The organism is Candidatus Acidiferrales bacterium (assembly GCA_035515795.1).
GTDB lineage: Bacteria > Bacteroidota > Ignavibacteria > Kryptoniales > JAKASW01 > JAKASW01.
This window is the reverse complement of sequence record DATJAY010000015.1, coordinates 1-15,516: the sequence shown is the minus strand read 5'-3', so window position 1 is coordinate 15,516 and position 15,516 is coordinate 1. Positions and strand designations below refer to the sequence as shown.

9 protein-coding genes are annotated in these 15,516 nt (G+C 46.0%); 7 read left to right on the top strand and 2 right to left on the bottom strand.

What is annotated here, in order from left to right:
- Nucleotides 1-37 precede the first annotated feature (37 nt).
- Nucleotides 38-1,237: a glycosidase gene (locus VLX91_08015; protein ID HUI30148.1), complete on the bottom strand. Its 1,200-nt coding sequence runs from the start codon at nt 1,235-1,237 to the stop codon at nt 38-40.
- A 92-nt stretch (nt 1,238-1,329) separates the two neighbouring features.
- On the bottom strand, nt 1,330-3,282 hold the full coding sequence (locus VLX91_08010; protein ID HUI30147.1) for a sodium:solute symporter family protein: 1,953 nt from the start codon (nt 3,280-3,282) through the stop codon (nt 1,330-1,332).
- A gap of 243 nt (nt 3,283-3,525) precedes the next feature.
- Between VLX91_08010 and VLX91_08005 the strand changes: the two genes are divergently transcribed.
- The 7 genes from VLX91_08005 to VLX91_07975 form a co-directional block, all read left to right on the top strand.
- Complete coding sequence (locus tag VLX91_08005) at nt 3,526-4,875, top strand: extracellular solute-binding protein (GenBank protein HUI30146.1); 1,350 nt, start codon at nt 3,526-3,528, stop codon at nt 4,873-4,875.
- Nucleotides 4,876-4,896: 21 nt separating this feature from the next.
- Nucleotides 4,897-6,387 carry a HAMP domain-containing sensor histidine kinase gene (locus tag VLX91_08000; protein HUI30145.1) on the top strand — a complete coding sequence of 497 codons (1,491 nt, stop codon included), beginning with the start codon at nt 4,897-4,899 and terminating at the stop codon, nt 6,385-6,387.
- 108 nt (nt 6,388-6,495) lie between these two features.
- Complete coding sequence (locus tag VLX91_07995; GenBank protein ID HUI30144.1) at nt 6,496-7,962, top strand: sigma-54 dependent transcriptional regulator; 1,467 nt, start codon at nt 6,496-6,498, stop codon at nt 7,960-7,962.
- A gap of 269 nt (nt 7,963-8,231) precedes the next feature.
- Nucleotides 8,232-9,734 (top strand): hypothetical protein, encoded by a 1,503-nt coding sequence (locus VLX91_07990; GenBank protein HUI30143.1) that lies wholly within the window; start codon nt 8,232-8,234, stop codon nt 9,732-9,734.
- Nucleotides 9,721-12,933, top strand: a complete 3,213-nt coding sequence (locus VLX91_07985; protein ID HUI30142.1) for a TonB-dependent receptor — start codon at nt 9,721-9,723, stop codon at nt 12,931-12,933. The genes VLX91_07990 and VLX91_07985 overlap by 14 nt, the downstream gene beginning before the upstream one ends.
- A 34-nt stretch (nt 12,934-12,967) precedes the next feature.
- On the top strand, nt 12,968-15,262 hold the full coding sequence (locus VLX91_07980) for a hypothetical protein (protein HUI30141.1): 2,295 nt from the start codon (nt 12,968-12,970) through the stop codon (nt 15,260-15,262).
- 22 nt (nt 15,263-15,284) lie between these two features.
- On the top strand, nt 15,285-15,516 hold a 232-nt coding region (locus VLX91_07975), incomplete at its 3' end, for a hypothetical protein (protein HUI30140.1).

Here is a 15,516-nt window from a genome sequence, read left to right as displayed (position 1 = left end):
CCGCAATTTTATGTAAGGCATGAATAACAAACGCCTATCATAATCCCTTTATTTTCTTGATTGCTTCAAGGTTCCTCTCGATAAGCTTGTTTCGTATTTTAACATTTGCGGCGCTGGTAGATTTGTCGGGAGGGGTATTTAACACATAATCTAAAAGTCTGTTGATTGAGGTTGTGACAACGTGCATCCTCGTGTCTGAGGATCCATAGTAAATGAAGACCTCTCCGTTCCTCTTCGCGACCCATCCATTGCTGAAGACAACGTTCGAAACGTCTCCGATTCTTTCTTCGCTTTGTGGAGCGAGAAAGTATCCTCCGGGCGACGCGATCTCCATGTTGGGTTCTTTCAAATCCGTGAGAAACAAGTACAGCACATACCGGAGTCCCGCAGCGGTGTTTCTTACGCCGTGCGCTAGTTGGAGCCAGCCTTTCTCCGTCCTGATCGGAGCGGGACCGAGTCCGTTCTTCACCTCCTTGATCGTGTGGTACTGTCTGTCGTCTATGATGGTTTCTTTCACAATTTTCGGATCTTCCACCGACTCACACAATCCCCATCCGATTCCCCCGCCCGTTCCTGCGTCAATGAAACCATCTTGCGGCCGGGTGTAAAATGCATACTTTCCATCTACAAATTCCGGATGCAGCACCACATTTCTCTGTTGCGGCGACGCTGTTTTTAAGTCCGGGAGCCGCTCCCATTTTTTCAAATCTTTCGTCCGCGCAATGCCGCATTGTGCGACTGCGGAGGAAGTATCGCTGACCGGAGCGTCAGGGTCTTTTCTCTCCGTACAAAACAATCCGTAAATCCAGCCGTCCTCATGCTTAACCAGACGCATGTCGTAGACGTTCGTATCGGGGTTATCGGGTACTTCGGGCATCGTCACGGGATAATCCCAGAACTTGAAATTGTCGATTCCGGTTTTTGATTCTGCAATGGCGAAGAAAGATTTCCGGTCCACTCCTTCGACTCTGACAGCTAATAAGATTTTTCCCCCAAGTTCAATCGCCCCCGAATTGAAAGTGGCATTTACTCCCATGCGCTCAAGCAAGTTCGGATTTGATTCATAGTTCAGGTCGTATCTCCAAAAAATCGGCGTGTGTTCCGCAGTCAGTACGGGATACTTATGGCGGACGAAAATTCCGTTGCCTTCCTTGAGCGGCATATTCTTTCGAGTGATGAGCTTCTCGTGTACGACAAATAGTCTCTTTATTCGCTGATTGAATTGCGTTTTTTTCATTTATTTTTCCTGTACTGAATCGTCGGATGAAAAACTCTGCACTCTGCTCAAACGACACACCGTCGCCGTTGGACCATGGTTCTTATATTCATTCATTTATCCGGCGCCAATTCTATGCTGGATGTGCCGACACTTGTGACTTTCTTTTTTTCCCCGAATGTCGCTTCCAATTTATCCCACCAGTTGACCTTCAGTATCAATGTTGTTATGACCATGACCACCATCGCTGCAATAAACGATTGCCATTCGCGAATTACCAGGAAGACCGGTGCAGCGACAAGCGTAGCCTGCCAGACTATCCCAACCACGACATTAGACATGTCACGCTTAAAATCTTTGTTCGGGACAAAATTCGGGTTCGCCGCCGAAACTTTTTCGCGGATCGGCTTCCAGAATCCCCACGGGTTAACCGTGCTGTAGAAGTGCATAAGCACTTCGTCACTTTCGGGCGGGGTCAGGAATGTTGCAGCTAAGCAGCCGATGATAGACACCAAAAAAATGATCGGAAAGGAATTCATGCTTGAGTTGTTAGACAATGGCCAGTTACGAACGAAAGGAATTAAGTTCAAATTGTCCAGAACGAGAAGGACGAGCATGGTCCCGATTCCCGAAACCATTCCCCAGAAATATCCATAACCGTTGAACCGCCACCAATACCATTTGAGCACATTTGCCGCCGTATATCCTCCCCATAATGCCGACACGATCCAGAGGACGACCTGATTGATCGAGCTTACCATAAAACCAATCCCGACGCCGACAACTATTACAAGAACGGAAGTCACATAACTCCAGTTTACGTAAATCTTCGGAGGTGCGTTCGGGTTTATGTATCGTTTATATATGTCGTTGACAATGTATGCCGGAGCTGCATTTACCGTAGCCGCAAAGTTGCTCATGAACGCCGCGATCAGCCCCGCCATCAAGAAGCCCAACAATCCGATAGGTATATAGTGCGCGAGCACTTCCGGAAGAATTGTCTCAAAATCCGGGGTGGAAATGGAGCCGCTGTAGAGCGCATTGAAATTTGTCAAGGCGAGTATCGTAAGGCCGGCGACCATGAAATACCGGGCCGGATTTAGAACGACGTTGACGAGTGAACTCATCTTCGCTGCTTCCTTCGGATTGCGAGTCGAGAGGATACGCTGCATGTCGTAATTCGGAGCCGGTCCTGCGGCAGCCACGAATATGCCTTTGAAAAGCATCATGGTGAAAAACAATCCGAACAGGGAATATCCGTCGGTTGTGATCCATTGATTGAACGAGTTGAGATTAGATGAAGCCGCTGAATGGATCGTCGACCAATCGAGGTTCAGATGCCATCCGAAGAAGAGACTTTTCCATCCATCCGGTAAAACGGCGTTGATAGTTCCCGGAGATACATACGCCATGGCGATGATTCCAATTGCGATCGAGCACAGAGTGAGCGTCAAATACTGGATCACCTCCGTCATAACGACGCTTATCATTCCGCCCTTTACGACGTAAATCGCGGTTATCCCCATCAGGATCAATGCGTAAAGGTCGGTATTGATCTCAGGATATTTTGCCAGGGTTGCCGGGCTTGTAATAAGAGGAGGCAGGAATGCGACCGCAAATTTCCCGATTCCTTTGAATCCATACGAAAGGAATCCGATCACTCCGATGAGAGCGAATATGACCACGATGATATGAGACAACGTCGCCCCTTTCCCGGTCCCGAAACGCGTCTTTATCCATTCTGCGCCGGTCATGACATTCGATCTCCTCAGCCACGCTGATAAATAAACCATCAAAAATATCTGATTGAATACCGGCCACAACCACGGCAGCCAAACGCTCTTTAGTCCGTAGACGGCCAGCCAGTAAACTAAGAGCATGGTGCCCGCAACATCAAACATCCCCGACGCGTTCGACACGCCCAGCATCCACCATGGCATCTCGTTTCCGCCGAGGAAATAGTTGTGGATATTTTTTGATGCGCGCTTGGTAACGAGTATCCCGAGCAGCACGACTCCGATCAGATAAACCACAATAATGCTTAGATCAATTACGCTCAGATGCATCTGTTTTGTTCTCCTAATTTTGATTTTGACTTCACATAATAAAATAACGCAACTCAAAAGTCAAAGGTCAAAAGTCAAGGATTGTCCCGGTGCGTCCTTTATTTGTACGGGAATGATTCCTCCGGCAAATTTTTGAATTTTGGCATCGAGATTCATTGACAGGATTTAGGCGCCGTGACCACCAATGATGCTTTAATTGAAAAAAAGAATTATCTTCCTTGGAGTTAATATTGGGAGGTTAATTTGCCTAAAATTTTCAAAACGATAAAAGAGTCTCCGATTTGGCTCATTACTATCCTCGTTTCTATTACGGCAGTGATTTTTCTTATTTATTCACCTTTTCAGATATCTCTTTTTCCAGATCTCGGCGCAAAAAAAATATATTATGTCGACAATATTTCCGACGCACATTTGGAGATAATAAAAAAATTTAACGCTCTTTACAAAGGGAAAATAGAAGTTGTGCCGGTGAATCTTCCATTTTACCACTTCACCACGAATGATCGAAAGGAGATATTAACCCGGTCTCTCAGAAGCCGCAACGATGGGATAGATATTTTTGCAGTCGATCTGATATGGATTCCTCGATTTGCGAAATGGGGATACCTATTGGATGACCATTTTGACGATTCAACTCTTAGTCATGTCAACGCGTCTGCGCTCGAAACCTGCCGGCGCAACGATAAGCTGGTTGCATTTCCTCTCTTCCTGGACATGGGAGTTCTGTATTACCGAAAGGATCTGATTCGCGAGCTCCCTCACGGAGATTCGATCGAAAGCAGGATTCGAAATGGAATGACATGGAATGAATTCATAAATCTCGGAAGGAGCATAAAAACATCGAATCACTTCCCAGGCAAATACGACAGTGGGCTGTTCTATGTATTTCCCGGCGGCAATTATGAAGGGATGTTGTGCTGCTTTCAAGAAATGCTTTCGGAGCATGAAAGCGACGATATTTTCTACAACGATCCGATCAATCTGAATACATCACCTGCAAGAAAAGCTCTGCAGATGATGGTTGATCTTGTTTACAATTATAAATTTTCCCCAAGCGAGGTGGTACAATTTGACGAGTACAACAGCTATCTCTATGCCACCAACAATAATGCACTTTTTTTGCGGGGATGGATCGGTTTCCGCAGACAATATAGCGGTTTTTTAGAGGACACCTCTGCGGTCTCTTCATGGGATATCGCTCCTTTGCCGCATTTCGACGGGAATAAAACCTCCAGCGTCTTCGGCGGATGGAGTCTGATGATATCTGAATTTTCTAATAGAAAGGAAGAGGCACTTGAATTCATCAAGTTCATGTTTCGAAAGGAAAATCAAGAACTTCTTTACGAAGAGGGTGGATACCTGCCTATCAACATGGAGGTCTACAGCGACAGCTCTTTTTTGCAGAAACACAGGGAGCTCGCGCAGATTGAGAAGCTGCTGAGCTGGGGAAGGTACCGCCCGTCCCTCGATAATTATACGCGTTTATCGGAAATCATGTCGTCGTACTTTCATAAGGCATTGAAAAAGGAAATTCCGGTAGGTGAAGCTTTGATGTCCGCTTCTAAGCAGATCAATGATGAAAGGCTCAGGTAAAAACCAGGAGAACTTGATCAAATGAAGAATACTTCCAAAGAGATCGACTTGGAAAGCAAGCCGAAATATGTGAGGTTGGGATGGAAACACATCGGCGTCATATTCGTGGCACTGATGGTCTTCCTGGTATTTGTCTCTCACCTGCAGCAAAACACACTCAGGGATCTTCTTTCTGATACCATGGCCTGGTACAAAAAGAATTCCGCAGAGCAGATAGGAAATTTGACGACAGCCTCATTGGAGCTGCTCCTTGAATCTAATACGCTTACCAAAGGCGAAGACGCGGCGGACCGAGAAAGAAACCTGGTTCACGCGTTGAACAGCATATTGAAACAACCTTTGATGAATCGGAATGTCGAACAGATGTGCGTGATCTTTCCTTACAAGAATAAATATCTTGCGATGGATCTTGGACAAAACATATATTCGTATTTTTTCGATCACAAGCCGCCGGATACTCTTGTCGATCCGATGTACCAGTATGCTGTTGCGCGGTACGCGGGACTTCACAGTGAAATCATGAAATCGGGGCTGATCAACAGCTTCCAGGAGAAGGAGAACATTTTCCATGTTTACGTTCCCCTGGAACCGTACGGTGAATATGCCGGTGCGGTTTACTTGAGGATACATCCGGATGTTTCGGTTATCAGCCAGCAGATAGTAACCAATTTTAACGAAACCGTGCTGCTATTTTCCTCATTAATAGTCTTGGGTCTCTTGGCCATTTTCTATGTCTCAACGTATTCGCTGATAGAGAGAGATCAGGCATGGGAGATGTTGTACAAGGAAAGAGAAGAACATTTACGCGAGCACATTGCTCAGAAGAAAGAGCATCTCTTCACCAAGCGGATTTACCATACCTATCATAAGGCCGAGAAGGTGATGGGATTTATAAACGAGGACGTTGAAAATGCGGATGAGAAGAACATAAAGGAAATCAAGTACCGCATTTCGAAGTACGCGAATTTTATCTCGAGAGTCATCTACGACATGAAATGGTACAACCCGCCGATACAGACCATAAGGAATCTGATTTTCAAAACCGACCTGAACGAGGTATTGAAATTTATCGTCAATAATATTTTCCTGCGGATATCCAATCCTGTAAAAACCATAAATTTCGAATTCAATCTCGACAGAAATTTGCCGAAGGTTTCCGTGAATGAATTTGTTATCTGGGAAATTATCGAGCCGCTGATTCAAAACTCGATCGATCATTCGAATCAAACGTGCATCGTAATAAATCTAAAGACCGTTTATTACTCAGGAGAAAAGAAATCCGTTTTGACAATCGAGGATAATGGCAGCGGCGTACGTTCGGATTTGCTGGAAAAAAACGAATACGGTATCAAGAAAATTTTCCTTGAGAATATTTCTACGAAGGAAGAAGGGAAGAATGCCGGCTACGGTTGTTATCTTGCATACGAAATCGCAAAGCGATGCGGATGGGATCTCGATGCCGACAACAGGGAGCAAGGCGGGTGCAGATTCACGCTGCTGATAAGACATTGATGCTCTTGCGGCTAAATAATAGTAATGAAGGTCTCCCGTTTGCGACGGGGAATTCGGGTAAATCCGGTTGCGGTATTTTTTCCGTAACCAACAATAGGAAACACAGAAATGCAATTTGACAGACCAATAAATCTTTTACTGATTGAAGATGAAACTTACGACGTCAATCGTATAAAACGCACTCTCGCACCGTTCCAGGACAGACTGTTTATAAAGAAAATAGTAGCGGACGGTCAGTCTGCTCTCGACCTTATATCGAAACATGAAGAGGATTACGATGTGGTGATCATGGATTATCAGATTGTGGGACCACTTTACGGCGAGAAGTTGATACGCAAAATAAAGCTGGTCGATCCATTTATTGAAATCATCGTCATTACAAAGATGACCATAAACCTCACTGACTTTGGGTTTGCGAACAAATTGATCGAAGCGGGTGCTATGTGGTTCTGTACCAAATATCCGGCGGACATAAAAGAGTACATCTATCAGCCGACCGATCTTCTCCTTTCGATCTTGAACGCATACGAAAAGAAAAGACTCGCTCTTGAAAAATCGAAATCTAATCTGCAGTTGAATCAATCTATTAACCGCACGCTTGATGAGAAAAAAATTATCGGCGATTCACCCGAAGTGAAGAAGTTGATTAAGCATGTTGAGAAGGCTGCTCAGCAGGATGTGACGGTTTTGATTTCAGGAGCTTCAGGGACGGGAAAAGAATTGGTGGCGACTCATATCCATTATTTGAGCAAAAGGAGATATGAGAATCTCGTCGCAATTAATGCGGGAAGCATTCCGCATGAATTGATAGAGAGTGAATTGTTTGGTTATGAGAAAGGATCCTTTACGGGTGCAGTGAATTCCAAGAAGGGGCTTTTTGAAGTGGCAGACAACGGGACAATTTTCTTAGATGAGGTCGGCGAGCTGCCGATTTCGTCGCAGGTTAAGTTGCTGAGAGTCTTACAGGACGGAGAGATAGACAAGATCGGGAGAACCGACAAGATGAAGGTCGATGTCCGCGTGATAACGGCCACTAATATCGACCTTGAAAAAGCTGTCGAGGAAAAAAAATTCAGGGAGGATTTGTTTTATCGATTGAACGTGGTTTATATCTATGTGCCATCACTCCGGGAAAGGGTCGAAGACATTCCGGCCTTGACAGAGTATTTCATAGCCAAGTACAGCGAGCAAATGGGCGTAGGAGTCCCGTCGGTTGACCATGATGCAATTGAAGTATTGCAGACACACGAGTGGCCGGGAAATGTCCGCCAGCTCCAAAATGTTATTCAACGGGCGCTGATTTCCTGTGAAGGAAGGATATCTCGAAACGACGTCGTGAATATTTTAGACTCCAAGAATCTCGGGACGATATCGGGCCCTGAATTTTGGTTTGGAAACGAAATCCTGACATGGAAGGACATGGAGAATATTTTCCGAAGGAGATACGTAAGTCATGTCAAGGACAAAACCAAATCGGATTCTGAAGCTGCCAGGAAATTGGGCATGGCACCATCGAATTTCCATCGAATGTGTGACCAACTGGGAATAAAGCAACGTAAGGCGGAAGAAAAGTAGTTTGCTTTGATTATTCGATGTAATTTACTCAAAAGGGCTGTTCTTACTTTATCATAATGATAAGGGATTCTTTCCCGGCTTTTTATCAAAATGATAATGGTTGACTTGCAATTCACTCCATTTTGTCCACAATTGGAATATTTTTGCGGTTTTTCAACGGCGGCATATTCATTGAGGCTAGTTCAGAGTCAATTTATGCCATTTAGGGAGAATTTCGCTTGCGTCAGATTGATAAGGCCTTGGCGAAGGAAAATGAAAAGGAGTTGTGATTGTTTGGCTTTGCTACCCTAGCCGTTCTGTTGTACTTCTTGTATCCTGTTTTGCTTATCTCGCTCAGCATTTATGCTTCTCGTGGTAAGGAAGCGAATGTTGAGAATTATTTCTTTGCAAATCGAAACACCCATTGGTCGATGCTCGGCGTTTCCTTGCTGGCGGCTTCTCTCTTTAGTCCCTACATTTTTGGGCTGACAACGTCGGGGTTGTCATCCCAGGTGCCTGTTGCTTACGCAGTCATTTCCGCGGTTATGCTCATCGTGGTCGGCAGAGTACTCGTTCCACGATACTTGGAGATGAAGATAAACACAGTTCCTGAGTTCTTTGAGAAAAGATTTGACAAAAACTGCCGCCGGTTTTTGTCGGTGATTTACATCCTCTCCAACGTCGGAATTAGGTTGGTGGTGATTCTTGCAATGGGGAAAATCTTGTTGGACAGCATTGCAGGGATCGATTCTTTTTCATCTCTACTTTTCTTTCTTGTGGTTACAGGGCTGTATGTTATAATCGGAGGTCTGCAAGCAGAGATCCATGCAAACTTAGTTCAGGTAGCATTCATCGTCCTTGCTGTGGTGGGGTTTATGTCGTGGCTTCTCAGTCAGGAGAACGGTTTCAACATGATGGCACACAAGATTGCCTCATCAGCCCATCTTGACAGCGGGAGCGCTTCGGAGTACAGTCGAACGGGGTTATTCATCGGCCTTCCGATAATTGGCTTTTGGTTTTGGTGTGCGGACCAGCTTATGGTTCAAAAGATGTTGAGCGTTAGAGAGGTGCAATCTGCCAGAAGAGGCTCGCTGGCAGGCGCGGTCCTGCAAGTTGTCCCGCTTTTGATTTTTTTACTGGCAGGAATTGTTGCGCCGACAGCGTGGAGAACTGACCCGGAGGGGCCGCTGCACTGGTTCTTTTCCAATGGGTCTATGCCCGATAGCCTTCGTGCCGGGCTAATAATTGGAGCAGTGGCAGCGTTCATGATACCCGTGGCAAATGTTTTTAACAGCACGTCTGCGCTCATTACATTCGACTTCTTTTATAGCGGTAAACCCGAAGCTTCGGACAGACAAGTTGTACTTGTAGGCAGAATCACGGCGATGATTTTGGTCCTTATCTCAATTTTATTGATCCCGATATCGCAGACAATGGATATGAACTCATGTATTCAATTGTTCAAGATCTTTTTGTACTTCTCGGCGATGATCGCGGGAGTATTTATCGTGGGGTTGTTTAATCGCAAGGTGACCGGAGCGAGTGTCCTTTTCTCTTTATCGTCGGGAACGTTTGTTATTCTGCTGCGAGTCGTCCTGCAAATGATCGTCAATAACCATCAGTTGGAGAGCGGCCTTTTAAGTTGGTTTGTGCAATCCACTTTCCTTGAATTTTCAGTTTTTATCTTTCTGGTTTCGCTGATTCTTTTGGTCATATTCAATTTTCTCAAATTAAAATACGAGTCGAGCATTCATAGGAATCTAATAGAGGAGAAATTCAATGTTGTCAGTTAAGTGTCGGATTTCTATTATTTCATTTTCGATTTTCATGCTATTTGCCAATCTGCTTTATGCCGGTACGACTGGAAAGATCACGGGCAAAGTGGTTGACAAAGAAACGCATGACCCGCTTCCTGGCGTGAATGTGATGGTACAAGGGACTACACTCGGAGCGTCAACTGGTCTTGATGGCTATTACGTCATCCTGAATGTCCCACCTGGCAACCAAACGATTGTTGCGAGCATGGTCGGTTATGCCACAGTTACCGTGACCGATGTTTCGGTTCGCATCGATCAAACCTCAAATCTTGATATCGAATTGACCCCGCAGGCGATTCAAGCCACCGGTGTCGAGGTGATCGCTGAGCGCAAAATTATCAGAAGAGACGTGTCGGCAAGCGAGTCTGCAGTGCAACCGGAAGAGATAACTGCTTTGCCGGTCACCACTCTCAATGACGTCGTCGGTTTGCAGGCGGGCGTAGAAAATGGAATGATAGTCCGCGGCGGCAGCATAGATCAATTGCTTTTACAGGTTGATGGCGTGACGCGGCGTGACCCGAGAAATAATCAGCCTATTTCTAATATTGCGCTGAGTTCCATACAGGAAGTCTCCATAGAAAGAGGCGGTTTCAATGCCGAATATGGTCAAGTGCGGTCGGGCCTCATAAATATAGTAGAGAAGGAAGGAAACGCTGCTCATTACTTTGGTTCTATCAACACAAAGTATAGTCCTCCGCAGCAAAAATATTTCGGAATATCAGAATTCGACCCCAATTCAATGTGGAATAGGCCATACATGGATCCTGCCGTTTGCTGGACAGGCACCGGCAATGGGAACTGGAGCCAGTACATGCAAAATCAATATCCCCAATTTGAGGGATGGGACGCTGTCTCGCAGTCCCTTTTGCAGCAGGGCGTTAATCTTTCCCCGGCAGCATGTCAGCGTATTTATGAATATCAGCACAGGCGTGAAGCGGAAACCAATCAGCCTGATTATAATATCGATGCCAGTTTTGGCGGGCCCATCCCGATTATCAGCCACGAGCTCGGAGATCTGCGGTTCTTTACTAGTTTTGTTTCGAACAGGGAGATGCTGTTGATCCCGCTTAGCAGGCCGGATTATCGGGATTATAACTGGTCAATCAAAATAAACTCGGACATAAGCTCGAAGATGAAGTTGATGTTAAGTGCGTCAACCGGTAAATCTTATAACGTCGCAATCAACGCAACCGACGCAGGCTATTATAATCAAGCCTGGCTTTCGCAAGTGCCGGGTACAAGTCCATTTTGGAACCCCGCGGATTTTCTCCGAACACCCGACCAAATTGCCGGGATGACCTATGAGCAGAGATCAAGCAGGGTGTATACCGATTCTTGGTACTCAACATCCGACGTCAGTGATTACACTTTTTCGGGGAAGCTAACCAACTTTGTAACCGCATCCACGTTTTATGAGATAAGTGCAGAGGGCGTGCATAGAAGTTATCTGACAGGTCCCATAGCCCTCAGGGATACTGCCCAATTGGAAATAGTGCCGGGCTACTGGATCAATGCTGAGGCCCCCTCTGGTTACAGCCCGCAGCTTCTGTCGGGGCTTGGCGATCCCGGCTTGTTCTTCGGCGGGCATAGTTCAACCGCTCATGACTCAAGCGAAGTGGCATCATATACCCTTAAAGGAGACATAACCAGTCAGGTGAACGAAGAGAACTTGGTTAAAGCCGGATTAGAGTTTTCTTACTATGACCTTCGGATGAATTATGGGACGATAAATCCGGTCTTTAGTGATGTGAATTGGGTCAAACAGAGTTGGAGTCCTTACAGGCTGTCGGCTTTCGTGCAGGACAAAATAGAGGTGTACGGTTTCATTGCAAATCTTGGATTGAGATTGGATCTCAGCAATCCCAATACAGACTGGGTGCAAGTCAATCCGTTTGATGTGCAATACTTCTCCAGTGCTTTCAGCGACACGGTGAACTATGCGGCAAGCAAGGTGAAACCCGATGTGTCTCTTAGTCCTCGTCTCGGCATCTCGCATCCAATCACCGAAAGTTCAAAGCTTTATTTCAACTATGGTCACTTCAAGGAGTTTCCTGCTTATGAGGAGACCTTCAGGATGGGGCGTGCAGCATCAGGGGGTATGGTAAATTACGGAGATCCAAATCTTTCACAAGCGAAAACTATTTCGTACCAGCTGGGATTCGATCAATCCATCGCTGATGCCTACCTCCTGCAGCTTGCGGCTTTTTACAACGATATTACTGACCAACAAGCGTTCACCTTTTATGAAAGTGATCAAAAAGGTATCAACTACTACGCAGCAAATAACAACAGTTACTCGGACGTTCGAGGACTGGAAGTAACTTTGAGAAAGAATACTGGCGACTGGATACAGGGCTTTGTAAACTATACTTATCAGGTCGTCAGGCTGGGCCAATTCGGCCAGGTAGTAGTTGCAGATAATCCAGCATTGCAGAGAGAATCCGATGAATCTCAGTCAAATGCACTTTACCAACAAATTTCGCAAAGGCCTGTTCCGCAGCCGCGTGCAAATGCAAGCATTATGTTTCTAACGCCGAAAGACTTCGGACCAAAGGTAGCAGGCATAACGCCGCTTGGTGACTGGATTATCAACGTGGTTGGAATGTGGAAAGCAGGAGAATGGCTTACATACAATCCGCAGAACGTTCTTGGCGTAGCAAACAATGTCCAGGTCACAGACTACACTAATATAAACCTTCGAATCAACAAGACTTTCGATTTCAAGGTTGTCTCGTTGACGTTCTTCTTGGAGACCACGAACCTGCTGAATGAGAAACTATTATCTGGGGAGAGCTTCTACGACAACAATGATTTTCTCGCATACATGGGATCATTGCATTTGCCGTCAAACCCTGCCTACAACAACACCAATATCCCCGGAAATGATCGCATCGGCGATTATCGAATGAACGGTGCTAATTATCAGCCGGTTCTCTTCAGCGGCAACGTTTACGGGATGAACCTGAGCAGTGTTGATCCGACCGCAATCTATTGGGACAAGCCGACCGGGAAATATATGCAATATGCCAACGGCAATTGGCAGGAAGTAGATCAGGGTCATATGCAGAGAATCCTGGATGACAAAGCGTATATCGATATGCCTAATAACAGCTCGTTCGATTTTCTAAATCCGCGACAGTTTTATTATGGCATCAACTTGTCTTTTAACTTCTAAATTATGAATTCTGATAAAAGAAGGTAGCAGATACATGACTACAAAATATCTGACAAAACTGGTAACAATACTTTGTCTTTTTGCCGCCGTTGGAGTGATCGTTCCAAATAGATCGGCGGCGCAGGTAACAGGCGGGAATCAAGAGATCAAATGGTTGTCTGTGGGCCCCCTCGCGCAGTATTTTTCTAACTGCGCATCTGAAATTGAATATGGCAGAAGAGGAAGGGGTCCGTACCTTAATACCGATCAAGATGACGGACTGCGATGGGATAATCAGTACCAATTTCAGGACCACAGTGTCGGCAAGTCGCTGTGGATCGGCTGTACCAACTTTAAAGATCCGTCGACTGGGCTGACATACCCCTACAAGGTAATTTGCCTTGGGCGGTCGATCATGTTCATGAATTCCGTAGTGTTTCCGGTGAAATTCCAGCTCATAGGTAAATTCGACCATCCGAGTGTACTTGTTGACGGACAGCCGGCGACCAATCTTGACGCAAACGATCTCAACCTTACTGGAGGCGAAGACCAGGTAGATCCTGCTCTTCCTTCAGACAGGATGATTTATAATCAAGCGAATACGCCGGTAGGAATAACGATTTACAGGAAAGTTTATAATTGGACACAGCAGTACAACAACAACTACTTCATTTACGAATACGTGTTCAAGAATACCGGTCTCACCGATAACGCCGGTGGAACGATGCCGCCGGCTACACTCACAGGCGTGATGTTCTATTTCACTTATAGATTTGCGGCCGCGAACGATGCTTACAGACTCGGCGTAGGATATTCAGGAGACCAGTGGGGAAGGAACACTATAGATGACGCTATCGGGCAAGATGCGAACCATACACTTGCGGCCCCGAACGATTTCCGCGCAATCTTCGAGTATTACGGACCAAATGCGACTGCTACCTCGGTGTCCGATTGTATCGGTAGACCGGATTTCAACGATGGTCATATTCTATACGGCACAGGATTTACGGGTGAGATGGTTTTGCATGCGGACAAGTCGTCACACGATCAGTCGGACGATCCAACCCAACCGACCACCACATGGTACACAGGTTCAGATGGATTACTACAGACTATAAGTCCATCATCGCCATTCAATCCTGATTTCATGACGCAGCAGTATGGTCTGATGACCCTGGGACATCCCGCGCAAACTCAGGCTGAGGCTCTAGGAGAAGACGCCGACGGCTGGCCAAATAATTATGCCAGCACTTGGACTGGAAGTCCGGCGATAGGGCTAACCACGGGTGGTTATCAAAGCGAGCAGGGTTTTGGTCCTTATACGCTTGCGCCGGGTGATAGTGTGAGGATAGTGATTTGCGAAGCTGTAGCCGGCATAAGCCACGATTTCAGCCAGGAGGTGGCACGCAATTGGTGGAATTGGTACCACAATCATGGAAATACCCCGCTTCAACTTCCTTCGAAAGCACCCGCATGGAAAACTCCGACATGGACAGTCGGCGGCACGACTACAGATGGGGACATTTATAAGAACGCATGGGTATTCACGGGAAAAGATTCACTCCTTCAAACCTTCAGGAGAGCGAGAGACAACTATAACAGCAGCTATGGCATTCCTCAGCCTCCTCCTCCACCGGATGGATTTCGAGTTACGTCCGGCGGCAACATGATAACTCTTCAGTGGTCGACCAGCGCTGAATCGGCTCCTCATTTCAACGGCTATTTGATTTACAGGGCCGATACCAAGACTGATACTATATTTACAGCCATCGACTCATGCGATGCATCGACCCTGAGCAAATTCCCCGCTGCGAATGGATTCCGCACCTATCTGGATAAGTCTCCCAAACGAGGGTTCAACTATTTTTACTATGTCCAAACGAAAGACGATGGTTCAACAAACACCGTTGAGCCGGGTGTGCCCCTGGTAAGCAGCAAGTTTTACACTATGACCAATACCCCGGCATTTTTGATGCGTCCTGAAGGCGGTAAACCTGGGAGCCCCGATCAATACAGCCTCTCGGCAATACGTGTAGTCCCAAATCCATACAACATATCCGCAAGAGCAATTCAATTCGGGACGGATATTTCGGTGTGGAATCGTATAGCCTTTTTTAATTTACCGTCGTACTGCATCATCAGAATATTTACTGAGAACGGCGATTTGGTTCAGACGATCAACCATACGAACGGCAGCGGTGACGAAACATGGGATCTGTTGACTTCTTCCGCTCAGGTTGTGGCGAGCGGTTTATACATAGCATATTTTGAGGTCACGTCGGGACCAGTTGCTGATCCGCACTATAAAATCGGTCAAAGTATTTATAAAAAATTCATCGTCATCAGATGAAGTAACTCATTTGGAGAATGACATGTATCAGAATCGAAAGAAAATTTGTATGTCTGTTTTAGGGCTGTTTTTTGTGGGCATCCTGTCGCTTACAGTTATCGGATGCAGCAAAATATTGCCGGCAAAATTCAAGTCTCAGAATTTTTCTGCATCCGAGGTCGATGCACGCGCCGGCCGCTTGATGACACAAGACACGATCAATGATGCGCAGGGGAACACCGTTGCTTATGAATATGCCCCTATTGATACCGGCG